23 protein-coding genes are annotated in these 22,469 nt (G+C 42.3%); all 23 read right to left on the bottom strand.

What is annotated here, in order from left to right; genetic code table 11:
- Positions 1-310: 310 nt before the first annotated feature.
- Positions 311-499 (bottom strand): aspartyl-phosphate phosphatase Spo0E family protein, encoded by a 189-nt coding sequence (locus LJE72_RS21940; protein ID WP_229250114.1) that lies wholly within the window; start codon positions 497-499, stop codon positions 311-313.
- Positions 500-756: 257 nt separating this feature from the next.
- Positions 757-2,184, bottom strand: a complete 1,428-nt coding sequence (gene radA, locus LJE72_RS21935) for a DNA repair protein RadA (RefSeq protein ID WP_229250113.1) — start codon at positions 2,182-2,184, stop codon at positions 757-759.
- Between the two features lie 144 nt (positions 2,185-2,328).
- Positions 2,329-4,770 (bottom strand): ATP-dependent Clp protease ATP-binding subunit, encoded by a 2,442-nt coding sequence (locus LJE72_RS21930; protein ID WP_229250112.1) that lies wholly within the window; start codon positions 4,768-4,770, stop codon positions 2,329-2,331.
- 97 nt (positions 4,771-4,867) lie between these two features.
- Positions 4,868-5,908 carry a protein arginine kinase gene (locus LJE72_RS21925; protein WP_229250111.1) on the bottom strand — a complete coding sequence of 347 codons (1,041 nt, stop codon included), beginning with the start codon at positions 5,906-5,908 and terminating at the stop codon, positions 4,868-4,870.
- On the bottom strand, positions 5,898-6,413 hold the full coding sequence (locus LJE72_RS21920) for a UvrB/UvrC motif-containing protein (protein WP_229250110.1): 516 nt from the start codon (positions 6,411-6,413) through the stop codon (positions 5,898-5,900). The genes LJE72_RS21925 and LJE72_RS21920 overlap by 11 nt, the downstream gene beginning before the upstream one ends.
- Positions 6,414-6,426: 13 nt before the next feature.
- The gene (locus tag LJE72_RS21915; protein WP_073032385.1) at positions 6,427-6,897 is read right to left on the bottom strand and encodes a CtsR family transcriptional regulator; all 471 of its coding nucleotides are present in this window, start codon (positions 6,895-6,897) and stop codon (positions 6,427-6,429) included.
- 179 nt (positions 6,898-7,076) lie between these two features.
- Complete coding sequence (locus LJE72_RS21910) at positions 7,077-7,376, bottom strand: hypothetical protein (RefSeq protein WP_229250109.1); 300 nt, start codon at positions 7,374-7,376, stop codon at positions 7,077-7,079.
- Positions 7,377-7,553: 177 nt separating this feature from the next.
- Positions 7,554-7,802: a M24 family metallopeptidase gene (locus LJE72_RS21905; RefSeq protein WP_229250115.1), complete on the bottom strand. Its 249-nt coding sequence runs from the start codon at positions 7,800-7,802 to the stop codon at positions 7,554-7,556.
- Positions 7,803-7,821: 19 nt separating this feature from the next.
- Entirely contained in the window at positions 7,822-7,968 is a 147-nt protein-coding gene (locus LJE72_RS21900; protein WP_229250108.1) for a hypothetical protein, read from the bottom strand.
- A gap of 182 nt (positions 7,969-8,150) precedes the next feature.
- Positions 8,151-8,738: a rubrerythrin gene (gene rbr / locus LJE72_RS21895; RefSeq protein WP_229250107.1), complete on the bottom strand. Its 588-nt coding sequence runs from the start codon at positions 8,736-8,738 to the stop codon at positions 8,151-8,153.
- Between the two features lie 143 nt (positions 8,739-8,881).
- Entirely contained in the window at positions 8,882-9,145 is a 264-nt protein-coding gene (locus LJE72_RS21890; protein ID WP_073032391.1) for a hypothetical protein, read from the bottom strand.
- Between the two features lie 67 nt (positions 9,146-9,212).
- On the bottom strand, positions 9,213-9,524 hold the full coding sequence (locus tag LJE72_RS21885) for a nitrous oxide-stimulated promoter family protein (protein ID WP_073032393.1): 312 nt from the start codon (positions 9,522-9,524) through the stop codon (positions 9,213-9,215).
- A gap of 428 nt (positions 9,525-9,952) precedes the next feature.
- Positions 9,953-10,774 carry a sugar phosphate isomerase/epimerase family protein gene (locus LJE72_RS21880; RefSeq protein ID WP_229250105.1) on the bottom strand — a complete coding sequence of 274 codons (822 nt, stop codon included), beginning with the start codon at positions 10,772-10,774 and terminating at the stop codon, positions 9,953-9,955.
- A 34-nt stretch (positions 10,775-10,808) separates the two neighbouring features.
- Positions 10,809-11,720, bottom strand: coding sequence for an RluA family pseudouridine synthase (locus LJE72_RS21875; RefSeq protein WP_229250104.1), 912 nt, complete (start codon positions 11,718-11,720; stop codon positions 10,809-10,811).
- A 240-nt stretch (positions 11,721-11,960) separates the two neighbouring features.
- Positions 11,961-13,217 carry an NAD(P)-dependent malic enzyme gene (locus tag LJE72_RS21870; RefSeq protein ID WP_229250103.1) on the bottom strand — a complete coding sequence of 419 codons (1,257 nt, stop codon included), beginning with the start codon at positions 13,215-13,217 and terminating at the stop codon, positions 11,961-11,963.
- A gap of 108 nt (positions 13,218-13,325) precedes the next feature.
- The gene (locus tag LJE72_RS21865) at positions 13,326-14,210 is read right to left on the bottom strand and encodes an HpcH/HpaI aldolase/citrate lyase family protein (RefSeq protein WP_073032398.1); all 885 of its coding nucleotides are present in this window, start codon (positions 14,208-14,210) and stop codon (positions 13,326-13,328) included.
- 76 nt (positions 14,211-14,286) lie between these two features.
- Positions 14,287-15,183, bottom strand: coding sequence for a succinate--CoA ligase subunit alpha (locus tag LJE72_RS21860; RefSeq protein ID WP_073032400.1), 897 nt, complete (start codon positions 15,181-15,183; stop codon positions 14,287-14,289).
- Between the two features lie 66 nt (positions 15,184-15,249).
- A complete protein-coding gene (locus LJE72_RS21855) occupies positions 15,250-15,537 on the bottom strand; it encodes a hypothetical protein (protein WP_073032401.1) in 288 nt (95 codons plus the stop codon).
- A 9-nt stretch (positions 15,538-15,546) separates the two neighbouring features.
- On the bottom strand, positions 15,547-16,824 hold the full coding sequence (locus tag LJE72_RS21850) for an ATP-grasp domain-containing protein (protein WP_229250102.1): 1,278 nt from the start codon (positions 16,822-16,824) through the stop codon (positions 15,547-15,549).
- Positions 16,825-17,222: 398 nt separating this feature from the next.
- The gene (locus tag LJE72_RS21845) at positions 17,223-17,570 is read right to left on the bottom strand and encodes a cupin domain-containing protein (protein ID WP_073032433.1); all 348 of its coding nucleotides are present in this window, start codon (positions 17,568-17,570) and stop codon (positions 17,223-17,225) included.
- Between the two features lie 348 nt (positions 17,571-17,918).
- A complete protein-coding gene (locus tag LJE72_RS21840; RefSeq protein ID WP_229250101.1) occupies positions 17,919-19,295 on the bottom strand; it encodes an FAD-binding oxidoreductase in 1,377 nt (458 codons plus the stop codon).
- Between the two features lie 18 nt (positions 19,296-19,313).
- Positions 19,314-20,618, bottom strand: a complete 1,305-nt coding sequence (locus LJE72_RS21835; RefSeq protein ID WP_229250100.1) for an FAD-binding oxidoreductase — start codon at positions 20,616-20,618, stop codon at positions 19,314-19,316.
- A 137-nt stretch (positions 20,619-20,755) separates the two neighbouring features.
- Positions 20,756-22,006, bottom strand: coding sequence for a (Fe-S)-binding protein (locus LJE72_RS21830; RefSeq protein WP_229250099.1), 1,251 nt, complete (start codon positions 22,004-22,006; stop codon positions 20,756-20,758).
- Between the last annotated feature and the right edge of the window lie 463 nt (positions 22,007-22,469).

The following is a 22,469-nucleotide window of genomic DNA, read 5'->3' as shown; positions in this document are numbered from 1 at the left end:
TTTCACACTGTGGGAGCAGGGAAGAAGCAGCCGTACAGCTGGATATCAGTTTATCTAGTCTAACCAGAAGAATTAGAAGACTAAGAAGGTCAAAATTGACGTTCATAAATGACTGATAATAAAGTTCTTGGACAAAAGAATTAGGAAGTAAGTAAAATAAAAAGGCCATAAATCAACTTTATTTTCAGAAAATAAATAATATAATGAATATTTGTCCTTTTGCTTTTATATGTAGAAAAAGGGCTGTTTCAAAATAGAAATTCAAATTTCTATTTTGAAACAGCCCCTTACTTTTAGCTTTGATAATCTTTTATAGATCTCTATCAATTTTGTCTTTCTTTCCGTTTGACAAACTGTTTACTTCATTTAATAGTTTGTCTAATTCACGGCTAATAGCAACTACTTCTTCAGAAGTAAGTTTTTTAAATGTAGCCAGCTTATTCAGTTGATCGCGTTTCGTTTCAACGGCATTTAGTAAGTCCTGTAAATCGCCCCTCATCAGACCACCTTCCTCAACGTCCAAAAAGACAAGAGATTAGGGGTATTAGTTACTCTGCCTTTAATTAAATAAGCTACTTAGGGATGACAATTGAAATTACTAGGAATGCCAATATTAAATTGAAAGCACTAACAACTATCTCTTGCATCACCTCTAAATTTAAAACTAATTTATATCCTTAAGAAAATTCTATTATAATTTTGTCTAATTAACAAGGGCTTATAAACACTAAGCAAGGCTAAATTTGGTTAAATTTGTCATAGCGATTCATCCATACTTTCGTCCCTAATAAAATCAGTTTCTATCTTTGACACTGTTCTCATATTCAAATCCAAAATGACCTCATACAAAGTGTTAAGCTCGATAATTTCCAGGTTCTTAAACCGCGAAGAATCTCTTAGCGTATTTTTTGCTATATAGACTCGCTTAAAACCCATTCTGTCTATTTCCCGTATACGCGCCTCAATTGAAGGAACTTTTTTTAATTCTCCCGTTAAGCCGACATCCGCTACAAATACAGTATCATTGGGAATGGCTTTGTCTTTAATAGAAGAAACAATACACATGATAATAGCCAGGCTTGCGGACTGTTCTTTGAGCTGAAGACCACCTGTTGTTTTAATGACCACATTTTTATCGTATAGGTTGATCTTTCCTCTCTGTTCCAAGATAGAGATAAGGGTGTTTAATTGATCTCTTCTCAAGCACTCTGCAATTCTAGAGGGATAGGGAGTAAAAGACTTGGATACGAGACTTTCTACTTCCGCAATAATTGGGCGTGTTCCTTCTTTGATCACAGTTAAGGCACTTCCTGAAACTGTTTGTCCCTCTCCCCTTTGAGTCATAAAGAACTCTGACGGGTTATCGATGGACAGCATTCCTTGTTCAGTCATTGAGAAGAAACCTATTTCACCTGTACTTCCGAATCGATTCTTCGAACACCAAGCTCCCCTTAATTCTTCCCCATTTTCTCCGTTAAGAATTAACACAGCGTCGACCAAGTGCTCTAAGGCACGAAGTCCTGCGATTTCATCGTCTTTAGTCATTTGCCCTACCATAATCACGGCCCTTGGACGACTGTTATTTTTCGCTATTTTTAGAAGTTCATTGGCGCACTCCATTGTTTGGATAGGTGAACCTGGTCGGGAATTATGTTCTTCAAGGGTGAACGTCTGGATACTGTCAATAATGATCAAATCAGGATCAAGTTCCTCAATTGAGGTTAAAACATGGTTCATACTTGTATCTGAATATACCCATATGTTACTCTTGCTTTCCTTGAGAATTCTGTCAGAGCGATTTTTGATTTGACTGTCACTCTCTTCGGCCGAAGCATATAAAACCTTGTAGCCCTTATTAGCAACATCATCTGCTACTTGCAGAAGCAAGGTTGATTTTCCTGCACCTGGCCGTGCTGTTAAAATAATGATTGAATCCTTGACGATGCCTCCACCCAAGACTCGGTTGAATTCGCTAATGCTCGTCACTATTCTATCACTATTGCCAGGTAAAACCTCAGATAACCTCTTCGGAGATGTTCTTCTCTTGCTTGTCGAAGATGTCGTTTTTAGTTGACTCTCTGATTCTTCAAACGTATTCCATTCCTCGCATTTTGGGCACTTTCCTAACCATCTTAGACTTTCAGCCCCACAATTAGAGCACCGATAAATTACCTTAATTTTCATCTAACGCCCCATTTCCCATGGCACTATCTGATGCCTGGAATAATAATGTGATTCTAACACTAACACCCCATGCCTAATATAGCAGGGGCAACTCATAAATTGCCCCTGCATCCTTGACAAATATTTGCGTGTTTAAAACATAGATTAGCTCTTGGTAAACTTCATCTTTCCATCTTCTGCTTCGACACGAATTCGGTCTCCATTTTTAAATTCCCCTTGAAGTATTTTCTCAGAGAGTGCATCTTCAATTAACCTTTGAATAGCTCTCCGAAGAGGACGTGCTCCAAAAATCGGATCGTTTCCCTCCTTAGCAACTAGCTCGACAGCACTTTTTTCAACCTCAAGCGTTAAACCATTTTCACTTAAACGCTTGTTCACCTGACGAATCAGGATTTCAGAGATTTTGACTAAGTGTTCTTCTTGGAGGGAATGGAAGACCACTATCTCGTCAATTCGATTTAGAAACTCCGGGCGGAAGGAGCGTTTTAGCTCTTCCATTACATATCCGCGCATATTTCGATAATCTGTCTTTTCATCTTTTTTAGGTGCAAAGCCCATAGCTTCTTTTTTAAGGAAGGAAGATCCTACATTGGATGTCATGATTATTACAGTATTTCGGAAGTCGACTGTCCTTCCTTTAGTATCTGTTAAACGTCCGTCTTCAAGAACTTGGAGTAAAATATTGAAAGCTTCAGGATGGGCCTTTTCAATCTCATCCAACAAAACAACACTATAGGGTTTTCGCCTTACCGCTTCTGTAAGTTGACCCCCTTCATCATGCCCCACATATCCCGGAGGTGCTCCCACAAGTCGGGAAACCGCATGTTTCTCCATATACTCTGACATATCGATACGAATCAGCGCCTTTTCATCCCCGAACATTCCTTCTGCTAGAGCTCGCCCCAGTTCGGTTTTCCCGACTCCTGTTGGTCCGAGGAAAATAAAGGAACCGATTGGACGCTTTGGATCTTTCAACCCTGCCCGTGCTCGGCGAACTGCTCGAGCAACCGCAGTGACGGCGTCCTCTTGTCCAATGAGTCGTTGATGAAGGAGATCCTCCAGATGGAGCAGACGTTCACTTTCCTCTTCTGCAAGTTTTTTGACAGGTATTCCTGTCCAACTTGCAACAATTTGAGCAATGTCGTCTTCAGTAACCATAGCATTTTCTTTATAACGTTGGTTTTGCCAAGCTCCACGTTGTTCAGCCAGCTCCGCTCGTAATTTTTGTTCTTGATCACGAAATTGGGCAGCTTTCTCAAATTCCTGACTGGAAACGGCCGCTTCTTTCTCTTTTTTCAATCGTTCCGTTTCTTCCTCCAGTAATTTCAAATCAGGCGGCACCGTAAAGCTTGCTAACCGAACTCGCGAAGCTGCTTCATCCATCAAGTCTATAGCCTTATCTGGCAAGAAGCGGTCCGCAATATAACGATCAGACAGACGGGCAGCAGCCTCAATAGATTCATCGGTTATTTTCACCCGATGATGAGCCTCATACCGATCCCTCAAACCATGAAGTATCACGATGGCTTCCTCTGCAGTCGGCTCACCAACTGTGATAGGTTGGAAACGACGTTCTAAAGCGGAATCTTTCTCGATGTATTTTCGGTATTCTTCTAATGTTGTCGCTCCAATGCATTGCAGTTCACCCCTGGCTAAAGCAGGTTTTAAAATATTTGCTGCATCAATTGCACCTTCCGCTGCTCCTGCTCCTATCAAGGTATGCAGCTCATCTATAAAGAGAATGACGTTTCCGTCCGCTCGGATCTCCTCCATAACTTTCTTTAAGCGTTCTTCAAATTCACCACGGTATTTGCTTCCTGCCACCATTGCCGAAAGGTCTAACGTAATGACTCGTTTGTTTACTAGAATTTCCGGCACTCTATTACTAACAATACCTTGTGCTAATCCCTCTGCTATCGCTGTTTTACCAACACCGGGTTCTCCTATCAACGCAGGATTATTTTTCGTACGGCGGCTTAAAACCTGAATTACCCGTTCTATTTCCTTTTCTCTTCCAATTACAGGGTCAAGACGTCCTTCGCGCGCTTGCAAAGTAAGGTCACGACCAAACTCATTCAAAGCAGGTGTGTTCACAGGACCGGCATTTTTAGAAGGTTGAATAGAATTCGGGGCAGGTATCGAAGATTCATCCAATTCTCCACCCAATAATTTAACGACTTGTTTCCATACTCTTTCAGGACTTACATTAAGGTTTGCCAAGATACGAGCTGCAATTCCCTCTCCCTCCATAATAAGACCTAAAAGCAAGTGTTCTGTTCCAATATAATTAACCTCTTGCCGATGAGCTTCCTCATTCGCCAATTCCAAGACCCTTTTTACTCGAGGGGTGAACCCAACTTCCCCTTTAATAGGCTGACCCACCCCAGTGATTTGTTCAATCTGATTTTGTATTTTTGCAAGGTCCAAATTCATTCCTGTCAAGGCTTGCGCAGCAATGCCTTCCCCTTCTTGAATAAGCCCCAGCAAAATGTGCTCAGTCCCTACCACTTGATGCCCCATTCGTTTGGCTGCATCATGGGCTATAGCTAATACTTTCTCGGCACGTTCAGTATAACGACCCTTCATAAATCCTTCATCCTTTCCTGTTCGCAGTTATTTATAGTTAGCGTTCGTTGAAGAGCAAAAATTTCTGCTTGCCTCTTGTTTCATTTTTTGCCACGCTTTACGCAATTCGTTCTCGTATCAAGCGAGCCCGTTCCTCATCACGTTGACTGGGGTCAAGTTCTCGATCGAGGATATATTGCAAACATCCCGGACGGGTATCGACTATTAACGTCGCAAAGCAATCCTTAGTCTTAGGCAGTAATCCCATATCCGTTCCTAACCGATCATGGGACAAAAGATGTATCGCATCTTCCGATGAGAGTAACCGTGCATTTTGTAAAGTTCCCCTGGCCCGCCAGACTTTGTCTTCTAAGTGTATAGGAGTTTGCTGACGAAGAAGTTCACGCGCCTGAAGCTCATGCTCAACAATCTGTCGGGTTACTGCATCTAAATGAGTTAAAATATCCTCTTCACTCTTCCCAAGTGTAATCTGGTTAGAAACTTGAAAGATGTGTCCGAAGGCCTGAGAGCCCTCGCCATATAACCCCCGTACGGCTAACCCCAAGCGAGTTACCGCCCCCAAGACCTGCTGAACTTGCTTTGTGATAACCAAGCCCGGCAAATGGACCATAACTGAAGCTCTGAGTCCTGTCCCTACATTTGTAGGACAAGCCGTAAGATATCCTTGACTTTCCCTATAGGCAAAATCAAGTTTTGCTTCCAAAAGATCATCTAACGCTGTTGCTAAACGATGTGATTCTAAAAGCTGATTGCCCGGCAAAAGCACTTGAATTCTTAGGTGATCTTCTTCATTAACCATCACTGCATAACGGTGATCAGGGGCTAACGCCACACCACGCGCTCCAGTTGACCCGCCTAAACTCGGACTGATCAAATGCTTTTCTATGAGAACTTGTTGCTCAATACTATTCAGTTCTGCTAGAGGTGTATAGCTGAGTTCCTTTTTCTCCCCTTCTGTATCGGTTAAAACTTGGGCAACAGTTTTCTCCACCTGAGCGGCACCCTCCTGGCTTAGACCATGGGGAAAAGGGAAATCCTCAAGGTTACGTGCCAATCTAACCCGACTACTAATAACGACCGGAGAATCGGTTTCACTCATCCAGGCGCTGTGCTGTAAAAGAAGCTCTTTACGAATCACTTTTTTCCCCTCCAGCCGATTGCTCAATTTTACGAATCTGATCTCTTACTACAGCAGCCTCCTCAAACGCTTCTTGCTGAATCAAGGCTTGAAGAGTTTCCTTCAACTTTCTTTGCTCCATGCGTTTTATTAGCGTTGCTCCTCGTCTTGCAGGGATTTTACCCACATTTTGGCCTCCGCCATGAACACGTCGCAGTAAGGGCTCAAGTTGAGTTTCAAAGGTCGCATAACAGGCACTGCATCCCAGTTTCCCGACTTGCGTAATTTGAGAAAAGCTAAGTCCACATTTAGGGCATGCCGTCTCAGTTGGTTGGTCCTTTGCAGTGGAATTAAAGCCAAAAAGTGCTTGCAAAAACTCCGGCACAATGGCGGGGTGGAAGACAAAACTTACTTCTTGGGTTTTTTTAGCACACGACTCGCAAAGATACACCTCACGAGTATTCCCGTTTTCTGTTATAAACAATTGCATAATAGCCTCTTGCTGTTTACAATGCTGACAAAGCATTTTCAAAACCTCCTTAGACCAAATCATCCCGACTTAGGGTTGTTAAAATATCTTTCATTAAACACGCGCGGAGCGTATCCCAATCTCTGAATTCTCCCCCTAAATTGTTTCCTGAAAGCAGGCTCTTAATCAGGGCTGCTTCTCTGGTCGTCAACAGTTCCTCATCCAAAAGTCTCTCGACCAAAGCATTGGATCGAGCACGAGAAAGCTGTTCTCCAATCAATTGCCTTATAACATGCTGATACTGCCCCTCAATTCCCAGACCTAAGCGGATAATCCTCAGGTATCCCCCACCCCCTCGGCGACTTTCAACGAGGTATCCGCGTTCAACCGTAAAACGAGTGTCAAGAACGTAGTTAATCTGAGATGGTACACATGAGAACTCACCTGCAAGTTCGCTTCGTTGCAGCACAATGTATCCTTCTGTTGTCTTTTCCAAGATCTGTTTCAAGTATTCTTCAATGCGATCCGCTAGGTTTCCCATTGTTTTTTCTCCTTGTCAACGTAATATTTCTGCAACACATTTCATTGACCTTTCCTGACCTTCTATTTATATGATACCCAAATTTTAATGATTTTGCAAAGTTTTTTTTAAAAAAGTGGGAAGGCTTTCATATTTTATAACAAGCCTCCCCACTTAAATAATTATGAAATTATTAACTGCTAATCAGAAAATAAGACAAAGTAGAACCATGATGATAGTGTTAAAATACCAACACTGCCCAACAGCCATATTACAGGCTGTCCTTCAATTCGCCTAGAATCGGTTCCCTTCTTCTGCGAAAAAGAGTCCTCTGCTTGCTTTGCAGGTTGGGAAACAGACGGTTTGTCTATAAATTCACCCAGCTTTCGCATTCCCGCTTTAGACGAGGTTACGCGAGGGGATACGTCATTCCATTGTAATGAGCCCTTTAGCATAAGTTCAAGTTCCTTGGAACTTAGCAAAACATATTTCTCTTTCATGGCTGCCTCCACTTGTCTCGGATCATTCCTACTAAAATAATTTGAGGCACATACCTCATTGAATAGGTTTTTCTATATAATTCGCGACCCATGAAAAAAATCCCTGCCGCTGGGGCAGGGACATTTGTCCTGAAATGTCTACAAAATGAATCAATATTTACCATCAACTTCATTTTATTAACAGCTTATGGCTAAATGAACACTTTCATTTCTTAAAACCATCAATTCTCTCAGTGTTACCGATAAATATCGGGCACCCAGTTCAGCCTCGATAACAACCGTATCCTCAATTCCAACAACTCCTACACTCGGAAAAACAAACTTGGGTTCAATTGCTACTACCATTCCAGATTTCAAAACCTCTTTAGAACCCCTGCTGATAGTTCTGGTTTGATCAATTTGATAGCCATTTACAACTGTTACCATATCCACGACAATGGGTCCCCTATTTGAATCTGTTCCACAAAGGTGCCATTGGGATGAGCAATGGAGATACCCTGCCCTGTAAACCATCAAAACTGCTCTGCGTCGCTGCCCTGACTCCTGCAGTGACTGCAACCGGTATAAAACTCCGAATCAAATCTATAGGCATTCTCATTATTCTCCTCTATTTTTATATAATATTCTGAATATTTATCTATAATTATTTATAGAATTTCAAGTATTAATTGTTGAATTATTGTTTTAGCGTTATTTGGTTTCTATGATGTCTCCTTGAAAAGACAATTCTGCCTATTGTAAAGCCGAGTAGGGATCCCTACTCGGCTGTGATGCTTAATACTTCTCTGGCAGTTCTTCAAAATATCCCTGAGGGTGTGCACAAGCCGGACATGTATCCGGCGCATCTGGGCCTTCGTGAATATAGCCACAGTTTGTACATTTCCATACAGTCGCAGTATCTTTACTGAAAACTGTGCCCTTTTCAATCCCATCAGCATAATGGTCAAAACGAGTCATATGGTGCTTTTCTACTTCAGCGATTGTCTGAAAAACTCTGGCTATATCGGGAAATCCTTCCCTTTCTGCAACAGTTGCGAACTTAGAGTAGATTTCAGCCCATTCTTCTTTTTCTCCAGCTGCAGCAGCCCTCAAATTTGTCAGGGTGTCTTTATAAACTAACGGATAATCAGCATCAACATGTATAATGTCAGTTTCTTCCCCCGTATGTGCAACGAGAAGTTTGTAGAACACTTTAGCGTGTTCCTTTTCGTTAGCGGCCGTTTCCTCAAAAACAGCTTGGATATGTTGATATCCTTCATTCTTAGCCACCCCAGCAAAAAAAGCATAACGATTACGTGCCTGAGACTCACCTGCAAAGGCATTGCTTAGGTTTTTGAATGTTTCGGTTCCTGAGAACTTCATAATTCACACTCCTTTTCAGGTAGTTTCTCAAATAGGCTGTAATTTATGCCAAATCGGATAACATCTTCCGACAACCATAGATGGTTGAGTGACGATGTGCTTTGGCAAGGAGCTGGCTAAGATCAGATGGGGTAAGGGTTCCTTTATCCCCCTGCTGAAAGGAATCGTAAGCGAAAGGCCCTTATAATTTCAGGCCAATCCTCTTCGTCAACCCGAAAGATTACTTGTGTGGCTGGGATTTGAATTGACCCTAGGGTACAGGACCATGTATCACTTAAGTTAACTTCCCAGTTTGGGGCGAAATATGTTCCCTTTCCATCCCACTTTCCTCCGATGGAGAGAAAATACTCTTCCAAATCACAGTGTGGCATTCCTCTCATTTCCAGAGAATATTCTTTGATTCCCATGGTACTTGCTCCTTCTTCTAATGGTTCTTAATTCTCAATTTAGAAGTAATCATTTACATTTTAATGATTACTTTCTTAATCCGTCCCACAAATGCCTTATTGCTGCAATTGGATGATTGTAAATCATCTTAGGTCCTGAATACCGCATAGTCTCTTGAATCTTTTTACGCATTTCTGGTTTATAACAATGCACTGTACATTTTGCACAAGTTGGTTTGCTTTCTCCAAATTTGCAATGGTTGAGACGGTTCGTGGCATACTCTAACAATTCTTGGCATTCAGAACATAATTCACTGTCTGCCGAATGGTGATGACCTTTACAATATAGCTTAATCATCATCTGCGCGGTCGCTTTTTCACGCTCTAATCTATTAGATATTTCGACTCAACTCCATTTCAACTCAGCACATTTTCGAGGCACATGCATGTTATTCATTAATCAGGGGATTCTACCTGTGAAACTTTTAAAGGAGGATAAAATCAGTAATGGCAAAGAAAATTAATAATAAGTCACGCAAACCTGATAACACCGAGAAAATTCCCCTTCCTCATGACTCTGATAAAATCGGGAAAGACGTATCAAAAGACCGGGTGTGAACCCAGTTTTTTCTAGTACTGGTCCCCATGCCGCTAGGCATCTTCAAAGAAGGAAATGAGTTATTTGCAGGTAGTCAGATTAGTGAACTTGTTCAGCTAAAGCTGAACCTCGAGACTTCAATGGGGGAGTCTACCCACCGAAGTAGAATATGGAACACCCACTTGAAGAGGTGGGAGTCTCGGAATTAATAACCAGTAGTTTGATAGCTGTCATTTAGCTTCCTCTGTTATTATGTCACGAATCCTTACCGCACTCTGATAAGCCTTCTCAAGAAAGTTCTGCGGTGAATCTTCACGTTCTTCCTTCGTTGCATAAGCTTCTAAGGTCAAACACCCACGATAACTGGTCGGAAAATGATTGGCTACTTTAGTCCAGTCAATAATGCCTCGACCGGGGAGCCAATGACGGTCTTTTAGCCCGTCATTATCTGACAGATGAGTCGACACCAGTCGCCCTCCATATCTATCCAATAAATGAAAATCCAGCTTATCTGTTAAATTATAATGGGAGCTGTCATAGCAAAAGCCTAAATATTCCGAATTAATTCTTTCTAGGATATAAGGAACATTATCACTCCTTAGAGTGTTCTCAATAGCAATTTTTACTCCGAGCCCCTCGGCAACTTTCACTAGTTCTAACATGCTTTCTAAACCATATGAATTGGGAGTCGGATGATTTCCGTCTTCTGTCAAATGCATAACCATGGTTGGGATTTGATGGTCAGCGCAAGCATTAAGCCAGTTAAGATGACTCTCAATAATATTAGCTCTCACGGACTTCTGCTCTGACCATAACCCACCCGATTCATTAAAAGGGACATGAATATTCTCTACTAATATTCCCATATCCCTAACTAACTGGGGCATACTCTCCTTCTTCATGGGCCATGGTTTATCTTCATCTTCCCACCAAATAGAAGTCGATGCAAATCCCGCTTCTTTGATCAAACGAATCCTTTCTTGAAAAGGGAGTACATAACCGAACCATGAAAAGATACCTAGAGGATAATGATCTATCTCTTGATTCTTCAATATAACTCCTCCACCCCTGACTTTCTATATGCTATCATTTAAATAAATTTAAAAACTCCTTCGGAATATCCGTTTCATAACGAACTACTTCGCCCGTGATTGGATGTTTGAAGGCCAATACTCGAGCATGAAGTCCAATCCGACCAATAGGGTGCTTAGTCGCACCATACTTCTTATCTCCGATCACACTGTGTCCAATATCTTTCATATGGACACGAATTTGGTTCTTCCGGCCTGTCTCTAATTTTACTTCCAACAAAGAATAATGCTTATTTTTCTTAAGAACTCTATAGTGGGTTATCGCTTTCTGACCATCATTAGGGGTCCGGCTAGAGTACATAATAAAGGCCTTACTCTCCGTCAGCCAAGAAGTAATCGTTCCTTCCTCTTTTGTTACCATCCCCTCTACGACAACGACATAGGTACGTTCTAAGACAGCTTCCTTCCATGCTTTTTGCAGTAGTTGTTGCACTTTTTCGCTTTTTGCAAACATCATCACGCCGGAGGTTTCTCGGTCAAGCCGATGCAATACAAATACCTTGTTTTTAGAGTCCCGTTTTTTCACATGATCACTTAGAATACTGTAGGCAGTTTGCTCCTTTTCTGTAACAGTCGCAATCGAGAGCAACCCCGCTTGTTTTTCAATAATCATGATATAAGGATCTTCAAATACGATAGTTAGACCTTGAGGTTGCTCTTCTATTAAGACCTTTTCCCAATTTACAACGACCTGTTGCCCTTCTGCAAGAGGATGATTAAATTGTGTGATAATCTCAGCGTCAACGGAAATCTGACGATGGGCTAATAGAGATTTAATATCCTTCCGACTTTTAGCAGGAAGTTTGACCATCAAAAACTTCATTAGTTCAGCCGGCTCAGTTACCTCCAGATAAGTATGATTATCCTTTTCCATATTACGTTTTATTTTACCACTTGGTATTTGCATACTTGTTACCCCTTTACCTTTATAATTCTTATATTCTAACCAACGATGCCAGGCTCAAACTATATATAATAACCCCAATATTACCAGTTAACATTGGGGGGGTCAAACCTTTTGCCTTACAAACGATCTTAATAATTATGAGTTACACCGCCTAATTAATATACCCAACCGTTCAGAGGAACTTATAAAAATGCACAAGAAAAAGGGGCCATTTCAAAGGCCCCTTTTTCTTGTGCAATACTATTTATATTGGTTAGCTAATCTCTTCTTGAGGTTTTCTGCTACCACGGCAGGATCAATAGGATTTCTAGCAATTCCACTATCGATTGCAGCTTTAGCTGTAGCAGCAGCAACAGCAGGGGCTACTTCCGGATTCAAAGTGCTTGGCATAATAAAGCTAGCATTGAGTTCTTCTGCTGAGACACAATCAGCGATTGCTTTTGCAGCGGCAATCTTCATAGCGTCATTAATGTCAGTAGCTCTAACATCGATAGCGCCTCGGAACATGCCAGGGAAAGCTAGAACGTTATTAATTTGATTAATAACATCTGAGCGGCCAGTAGAAATGACTGCAGCACCAGCTTCAAACGCTCTTTCAATCGGCCATATTTCTGGAATTGGGTTCGCTTGGCAGAAAACAATAGGATCTTTTGCCATTGATTTGATCATATCTTCGGTGAGAACGTTAGCTGCAGATACCCCAATAAATACATCTGCACCTACAAGTGCTCCAGTAAGATCACCGCTATATTTATCAGGGTTAGTTGCAGCGGCAATCTGTTCTTTCCAAGGGTTCATCCCAGCTGTACGGCCTTGATAAATGGCACCTTTGGTATCGCACATAATTACATTTTTAAGTCCAACACTCATCAATAGTTTAATGATTGCAATTCCAGCGGCTCCTGCACCATTTGCAACAACTTTAATGTCTTCAATATTTTTTCCGACAACTTTAAGTGCGTTATAGAGTCCTGCTAAGGTGACAACAGCCGTTCCATGTTGGTCATCATGAAATATAGGTCCTTTAAAAATCCCTCGAGCTTTGAGACCTTCCTCGATTTGGAAGCACTCAGGAGCTTTAATGTCTTCTAAGTTAACTCCGCCGAAGGTAGGAGCCGTTAACTCAACAATTTCAATGATTTTATCTACATCGCTGGTATTTACAGCAAGCGGGAAAGCATCCACATCTCCGAAGGTTTTAAAGAGAAGAGCTTTTCCTTCCATAACAGGCATGGAAGCTGCAGGGCCAAGATTTCCCAGTCCGAGAATAGCAGACCCGTCGGTAACAATGCTCACAAAGTTAGCATGGTTTGTATAAATGTCAAGATTTTCAATGTCTTTAGCTATCTCCAAGACTGGTTCAGCAACTCCAGGAGAATAAGCAAGTGTCAAATCATCCCTGTCTTGAGCTGGGCATGTTACTCTTACTTCGAGTTTACCTGGTTTCACAGCATGAAAAGCCAGAGCCTCTTCACGAAGATTTTTAATACGTGACATATGCATCTTCCTTTCATAATCTTTTTAGTTTAACGCAACAGCAGATACTCCTAAATAAATTGTTTGGTCACCTCGTTGAAGAGGCAACCAAACAACAATCAAACTATCTTACTTAGCGTTTTTTGCGTCGATTTCAGCTTGAGCAGCAATAATATCCAGAGCATTGAGGTACACAGGGGTATCTACCATTTTTCCGTTGAAAGAAACGGATGCTTTGCCTTTAGCAATGCCTTCTTCTTCGAAGACTTTCACAACACCAGCAGCCCACTCAACATCGGCAGGATCAGGAGAGTACATACGATTAGAAGGTTCGATTTGTCCTGGGTGAATGATCATACGGCCTTCATAGCCCATTTGACGTCCTTCAGCAACATTTCTTTCAAAGGCTTCAATATTCTTGAAGTCAACGAAAGGAGCATCGATTGCCACAATTCTTGCCGCACGGCAAGCAACAGCCACATGAGCGCGGCCATATTGTTGTTCAACGCCTTCATTGGTTAGTTTAACACGCATATCACGGCAATAGTCAACTGCTCCGAAAATTGCATTCACATTCCGTTTGCTGGCTAAGCAGCACTCTGCAGCATTGATAATTCCTTTAGCTGTTTCAAGCAGCATAGAGATCTTAACTGTCCCTACTTCTAAGCCGCGACGACGCTCGAGTTCCTCAAGTTTCCAATCAAGGCGCTGTACATCTGCGGCGCATCCTGTTTTTGCCAGAGTTACTCCACTGAGACCTTCATAAACAATAGCTTCCAGATCATCATTGGTTAATTCTGTTTCCCAGTTATTAATACGGACATATACTTCTGCTCCACCAGTACCTGCATATTTGAGGTTTTCACGAACGATTTGACGAGCAGCTTCTTTTTCAGCCGGCGGAACGGAATCCTCTAGGTCAAGTGTAACGATGTCCGCCGGAAATTCAGGAGCCTTTGCAACCATTTTAGGATTGTTTCCAGGAATATACATAACAGATCTCATAATTGTCATTAGTATTACCCCCTATAATTTTATTTTTTATTTCCAGGGTTAAAACCCTTGGGATACCAACACTATGCTTTAGCCTTTAATCCTTAATCTTCTGTTTTAAGATGATTGGGATATCCGTTGGAGTTTCAGCAACAAATCCCCCAGCCTTCGTAATAGCTTCCATTTTACTTTTAGCTGATCCACGTCCACGCTCTACGATATTAGATGCATGGGAGAATCGCATACCTGCCGGTGCCCATGCACCTGCTACGTAAACTACGAAAGGCTTTGTGAATTCACCAGCTGCGATAACCTCAGCACACTCTTCTTCTTGAGTACCACCGATTTCTGCATAGACTGCAACACCCTTTGTCTCTGGATCAGCCTCAAATAACGGCAGTAAATCCGCCATAGACGTTCCCAGGACTGGTTCCGTCCCGGTATGAATTACGGTACTGACTCCAAATCCGCCTTCTCTCAGCAACCAAGGAATTGTTCCTGACTGGCCGCCACTGCGAGAGAAAACTCCAATATTCCCTTTTTGGAAGAATTTGTTGGCCCATTCTTTGTTACCGCCAAGCCAACCTACCACAGCCTCACCTGGTGTTATAATTCCGATAGACCCTGGTCCCAGGAGCCTTGATCCTTTAGACTTGGCATATGCTATCATTTGCATGATATCGTGGATCGGAGTTCCCTCAACGCATGGAATAATGTTCTTAACGCCAGCATCGACTGCTTCATAAACAGCTGTTTTTAAGATTTTGCCTGGTACAAAGATAACACTGAAGTCAATTTCGCCTTGCTCGCGGACAATTTCTTTTACTGTGTTAAAAACCGGTATGCCGTGGACCTGTTCTCCGGCTTTTCCCGGACTAGTTCCACCAATTACTTTGGTACCATATTCTTTCATGTACTTTGTCCGTACAGATCCCTCTCGACCTGTAATCCCTTGGACAATTACCTTAGTACTCTTATTGATCAAAATGCCCATCTTTATCCCTCATTTAACATTTTGCTTCGTTTTGTATACAATAACAACTTACCTAGTCTATTGCACCTATTGACGTTTCTTAAGGTACTCATCCAAACCTTTAACAGGAACCTCAATGGTTATGGCATTGTTACCTTTGGTCTTACAAGCGAGTTCACATGCTAAACACTCAGTTCCAAGACGCAGAACTTCTTCTGCATCGCGATGTGCAACCGAAGCTCTACCTTGGTCATCAATCCCAAGCAAACCTCTCGCGTACTTTTTGCACGCCTCGGCACATGCCTTAGTCTCGCATGTATCACACTTGCTGGTATCGATTCTAACTGTCAGGCTTTTTTCTGCGAATTCCAGCACAGGTTTCCCCTACTTTCCTTGAGATTCTTTTTCAGCTCTATATTCTTTGCTGAGAGCTAAGAGTCTTTGTCCTATGAATTTGGTATCTGTTACGTATTCTTTGCCATAGATTTCGATTCTCTTTCCCGGGCCATCAGGAGTCATTAGGTCGGCAAGACCCTCTCTAAGGATTTCCAGAGATTCATCTTCCCTGTTGCCACAGAGTAACAACACGCAAGGCATTCCGGGTTTCTGCGTCGGGAGAACCTCCCTGAGTACCTTGACGATAGCGTGGGAATGATGCCACTGCTCTTGGTTTGCCATCATGAACCCGCCAAGCAGATAACCGTCAATATTTGGCTGAGAAAGAACGCATTTTGCTACTCTATAAATTTTTGAACCGACTGGGTTACCACTGGTGTCAGCATAATTTGCCGGCTTCAGGCCTACTTGGTTCAAAGCATCTAAGCCCATCATTGCTGATCCGCCACCAATGGGATGGTAGCCGATATAACCAGGACTCACTTCGTCATAGCCCATATTCATAAGGAAGCCTGTACCACGAGCATCAGTTTCTTCAATACTCCAGCCAATCAGGTCTAACTCAGTAGGCGCACCAGGCAAATCCCGCGCGATTGAAATCCCAAATTCCGGATGACGTCCCACGGAACTGTTGTCAATTTCCATTTTGCAATCTGCACAGACTAAGTTACCGCTCCCCGTCATGATAAAGGGATTAATTTCCAGTGTTTGGCAATCTAATTTCTTATAAGCTTGGGATAGCTTAGATAAAAAACTAGCAAACTTACTTATATCCTGAGCAGGAATTCCAGCTCGAGCACATACATCTACTGCGTCATATACCTGCAACCCGTTGATTGGATCAATGTTGACTTTAAATAGGAGTTCTTCGGGAACGCTTTCAATGTCCATTCCACCCTCAGTACTGAACATGAGCATAGGGGAACGAGCTTCTCTTGCGCCATTAACAACGAACGAACAATAGTATTCTTTTTTAATATCCAATTTTTCTTCAACAAGAACCTGGTAGATAGGTACTCCCATGACGTTTTTAGCAAAAATTTCGGCAGCAGCTGCAGCCGCCTCATCAGGAGTATTAACTAATTTTACAATTCCTGCTTTACCGCGTCCCCCGGCCTGTACCTGTCCTTTTACTGCAACAGCTTTGCCTATCTCTTCGGCAATCTTTTTGGCTTCTTCCGGAGTCGAGGCTACACGTCCCTGTGGTACCGGCAGTCCTGATTTTCTAAGCCATTCTTTTCCCTGGAATTCTAGAAATTTTGCCATACGTTATCACTTCCATAATGAAATTTTCTGCAACTATTAAGGTCGCTTTAAGAGATTAGTTTTTCTAACTAGACACATACCGCTTGACAATTTTTAATACCCACTCATTGAAAAGAAAATGTCCCTCCTTCCCACTTAGTATTCACACAAGATTCGAGGGGCGTATAAGACATTGCTTCCCAAGCACATCGTAGTAAGTAATAGTTATTTGACAAGGGGAAAAGGATTTAAGGTTATTGTTTCATTCTTTAAAACATAGTTTCATTTTCCCTTAGAACCATTATCTATCTTATTTGTTCATTAGTCAACAGAATTATTTGCTTATTTTTCAAAGAATATGTCATTAAATAATAACTTTTTTATTCATAGCTTAAATCCAAATTCTTTTGCCTCGTATATTATAACTTCACTGTCTCTACCGGCACTGGTCCGGCAATCCCAATAAATATAAAACGGTCTTTACCCGTATTTCTCATTCCATGAGTCTGTCCCGCTTTTGCAAGAATCGCCATACCTTTTTTAATTTTTACTTCTTGCCCTTCTCCCGCAAAATAGAGACCCGATTCACCTTCCAGACAAATCCACACATCATCCGCATTAGGATGTTGATGGAGAAATACTTCTTGACCTGGTTCTAAACACCACATAGCACCTAAAGTTTTATCGGACTGATAAACCATAACTTTTTGGGGATCCTTTGCATCAAATTTAGCCAAATCTTCAAGCATAAAAACTCGGTTTTCCACGTTTTTGCCTCCATCCATTTTCAATCATTCGCCACAGCTCAATTTCTGATATCCAGAATATTTAGACTTCAGCGGTGTGATATTACTTTGATTTACAAGCCTTAACCCCTTTTATCTTCATGCACTTATGCAGTAATAATAGCTTAGCCATTATTGCTCAGATTCTGGTGTCTATGTTGAATACCGTGATAAAAAGGACTCACAAAACCCAAAATTTAGTATATCCCTTTTTCACTATTAAATTCGCTTGATATGTATAAGTAAGCACTGTTTTTAAAGACACAAAGAAAACTGCTCTAGTGTATAAACACTAGAGCAGTGTCCACACGCCACTAGGAAGTGAGAAATTTATAGGTCGATGATCTTCCCTGGGTTAAAGCGATTGCTCGGATCGAAGCTTCTCTTAATCTTTCTAAAAGCTTCCATAGCAGCGGGTGTAAACTCCTTATCAAGATACTTCTTCTTGACAAGCCCGATTCCGTGCTCACCACTTATTGTACCCTCAAGATCAAGCGCCATCATACAGAGCGCCTGTTCAGCAGCATGAACGGTTTCAGTTTCCTCTTTATTCCGTTGATCGAAAAGAATTAGCGGATGAAGATTTCCGTCACCGGCATGAGCCACAACTCCGATGGTCACACCAAAATCTTTGGCAACTTTAAGGACTCCCCCAATCGCTTTTGGGAAATTACTCCTCGGAACCGTAATATCATTAACACCATAGGATGGTCTAACTCGAGCAACAGATCCGAAAGCACTGCGCCTTGAAGTCCAAATTTGATCCACTTCAACTGCCGTTTGAGCAACTTTAAATTCTTTAGCAATTTTTGAGGCAATTTCACCAATCGTCTTGACTTGTCCGTCCATATCTTCCGGATATCCGTCAACCTCAATAATTAGAACCGCTCCAGCATCACGGGGAAGCCCGGCATGGGTAAAATCTTCAGTCGTATTGATAAGCAAATTATCCATCAATTCCAGGGTTGTCGGAATAATACCGGCAGCAACGATATCGGCAACAGTTTGAGAAGCATCTTCAACTTTGTCGTAAAGAGCTAGCATTGTTTTCTTGGCTCTGGGTATCGGTAGGATACGAACGAAAACTTTGGTGACCAATCCTAGGATTCCTTCCGAGCCAACAATGATTCGAGTCAAATCATAACCCGGCTCACTTTGGAAATTACGCCCCCCCGTTTGAATGACTTTGCCATTCGGGAGAACGACTTCCAGACCCAACATATAATCCCGGGTAACCCCATATTTAAAGCATTTCGGTCCACCGGAGCATTCACCTAGATTCCCTCCTATTGTTGAGGCCTTAAAGGAGGACGGATCTGGAGGAAAATAGAAATTTTTCTTAGCGAGTTCAACTTGAAGGTCAAAATTGATCACTCCAGGCTCAACGACTGCTACAAAATTTTCAGTGTCTATTTCATGAATTTTAGTCATTTTAGTAAAGCTAATCACCACAGATTTTGCTGAAGGAATGGTTCCACCACTCTCATTCGTACCAGCACCTCGGGGAACAAGTTTAATATCTTGCTCGTTCATCAATTTGACGATTTCAACGACTTGTTCCGTTGTTGTCGGAGAAACCACTCCTAAGGCTTCACCGGATAATAACGTGCCGTCATAACCATAGGTCAACAGACCAACTTTGTCTGTAACCACGTTTCTCTCCCCAACAATTTCCTTCAGCCGCTTAACAACCGCTTGGCTTAACATATTCAGACCTCCTTCTTCTTAAGCCTCTAGACTTACCCCAGGGTTGAGAATCCCTTTGGGGTCAAATTGTTGACGCAGTTCACTGAGCAAACTTGTGGTTTGCTTCCACATTTCCGCATCATTGTAAACTTCTGCTTTGAGCTTATGACCCAAGAGGCCCTTCACGTTCCCGCCTAGGGACATGGCCAGTTTATTCACTTTCCTGGCTAAAGCAAGTTTATCCGTTCCCTCGGGCAGAGCCAAACAAACATATCCGAGAAGTCCTTCGACAATTATGCCAGGATAAGCCCCTAGCTCCCCCGTTTGCGCTTCGAGCTGAGACAGGGCTTGAGGCATTTTCATCGGGCCAACCACAAATTCCACGATTTCCGACGGTTTTGCATTGAGTTCGGCGCGAGCTTTAAGCCAACCATTGATCACTTGATCATACTCAGCGCCCTCCTCAATGATCTTTACATCAGAGCCTCCACCCAAGGTAAGAACTGAAGCAACTTCATTAACGATGTTTTTACCCGACTCTTTAAATCCTTGCAAATCTATGATCACAAGTTGCCCTTCCGTTCCCGGTTTTGCAATTTTCGCAAGGGATGCATTGATGAGATTCATCCGGGTCGGATGCACATTCCGCTTAATCAGGGTATTGAAGGTTGCATTCGCCTTATGCATGGATGCGAAGGTTCCAATCACTGCTTTTTTAGCTTCCGGTACAGGTAAGAGCTTCACCAGCAGTTTGGTGAAAATCCCAAATGTCCCTTGGCTTCCGACAGCAAAGTGGATGAAATCTAAACCGGAAACGTTTTTTATACATTTATTTCCGATCTCCAGGATTTCCCCTGTCGGGAGAACCATTTCAAATCCCAAAAGGAACGTCCGGGTAGGACCATATTCAAAGGATTTAGAATCGGAATCTCCAATCGCAAAGCAGCCGCCAATGGAACTGGTTTCGATTACATAGGGCTCCGGAGGAAAGTTTAATCCGGCTTCCCCAACTTTAAGAAGAAATTCTTTATGAAGAAGTCCTGGTTCGACAACCGCCACAAGGTTTAGATGATCCATTTCTAAAATCCGGTTCATCCGGGACATAACCATTGCAATCCCGCCCGTAATCCCCTGGGTATCGACGACTGCCCCGCCTACCCCTAATTTCACATTCTTCTCATTCGCCAGTTTGACGATACTCGAAACTTCTGAAGTACTCGCCGGTAAGACGACGACTGCAGGCTTACCTTGACCTTTTAGATATTTAGCCATTTCGGAAGGGAAATCGATGACATAGGCATCACCGACAATCCCCTTTAACTTACTGATATTGACGTCACTCATGACTACCCGCCCTTCCACTCATTTACTAGAACTTGCGGTCAGCATGTTCCGCAAAGGGAAATATTCGATTTTCGGCCAGACCATGATGAATCGTAATGGTCAGCCATATACAAAGTTAATGTAATTCTTGCATCCAATTAGTCTTCGTAAGCGTTGGCCATTACATCGGCAACATGCATAACCTTTTGTTTTTGTCCGGCTTTGTTTATACCGCCTTGAAGTCTCAACATGCAAGCCGGGCAACTTGTAGCCACCAAATCTGCATTGGTATCCTTGATGTTTTGAGTCTTCTGATCTGTGATATCTGTTGATACCTCATGATAGAAGGCCTGGATTAAGCCGGCTGCCCCGCAACAACGGTTGGCTTCAAACATTTCCTTATAATCAACCCGAGGAATCATTTGCAACAATTCCCGAGGCTGCTTGGTTGCCTTAAGACCCCGAACCATATGACAAGGATCATGATAGGTGACTGTCAGGGGACTTGAATTATGAAGTTTGCTCTGATCGACACCAATCTTGGCCATATATTCTGAAAACTCAACTACTTTGTCACAAAATAACTTGACTTTGGGCAAATACGACGGCTCATCGGCAAAGAGCTTCAGATAATCATGTCTCAGCATCGAACCACAGGACGCACAGGCCGTAAGCACAACTTCGGCATCGCTATACTTATCTAAAAAGGTATCAATGGTTTTGCGAGCGTTGGTTTTCGCTGTTTCGTAGTCACCATAACAATATTGCGGGAGACCGCAGCACACTTGATCTTTAGGAATAATAACTTCACAGTCATTTTTGGCTAGCACTTTCACAACTGAGTGAGCGGTTTGGTCTAAGGAGTGATTGAGAAAACAACCCACATAAAATCCGACTTTATGCTTCGGATTTTGCACCTTAATCTTTTCCGGGACCTGCTCCAAAAATGGTTTCTTGGCCGTGGGGAAGTTTTTAATATCAATACCACGGAAATAGTCCAGTCCGTCAATTTTATTGAGGACACTTTTGCCCATTCCTCCGAAAAGCCGAAACCCCATGCCCAGCCTCTTCGGACTTGCTAAAGTTTTTAAAGCAAAAGACTTTGCAAATGGCTTGATTCCCTTTCTTAGTTTTAAATCTCGCCGCGCGGCCATGACGAGTTCATTACCATGTACACCGTTTGGACAGGTGACTGCACATTCTCCACATAACAAACAGCTCATGATAGCATCTTCATACTCTTCATTAGGTTCTAATTTTCCATCGGCGACAGCTTTGATGAGCTGGATTCTTCCGCGTGTAGACATTTCTTCTGACCCAGTCAATTTATAGGTCTTACAGGCTGTATGGCAACCACCACACTTGTTACACGTATTTAGCATTTCATATACGTCTGCTAATACTCCCACTAATCTTCCCCCTTCATTACAGTGTTCTTACCCGATGGCTAAACGCCAACAATCTCCTGCTTTCGCTTCTCTCTATCCTTGGCTACTGCGACACTTGCCCATCCCATCCTTGGCCGGAGATCGCTTCTCACCATCACGGCACCTTGCAGTATATGGCGGTGTTCTAACCTCGAGGTTAGAGTCTTGGCTACAGCGATACTAAATCATCTATAACCGTCAGTCATTAAGCGGCGACTAAACCCCTGAATAAGTTCAACAAAACTTCCTCAATGTAAGTTCCTAATGACTTAAACCTTGAATTAGCTCCCCTTTCTTTAAAAATAACTGTCTAGCTGTTTTGAATATTGAAACATAGTTTCAGAAAACTTATAATTCTATTATTACCCTATCTGAGTAAATCGTCAATAGGAAACTTTCCAAAAATTTTAGTTATTTGGGGATTTTGACGAAATTATGAATTGTG

It is taken from the genome of Desulfosporosinus shakirovi, assembly GCF_020595055.1.
GTDB classification, from domain to species: domain Bacteria; phylum Bacillota; class Desulfitobacteriia; order Desulfitobacteriales; family Desulfitobacteriaceae; genus Desulfosporosinus; species Desulfosporosinus shakirovi.
Note: the sequence above shows the minus strand (reverse complement) of the source record. Positions and strands in the feature narration are given on the sequence as shown.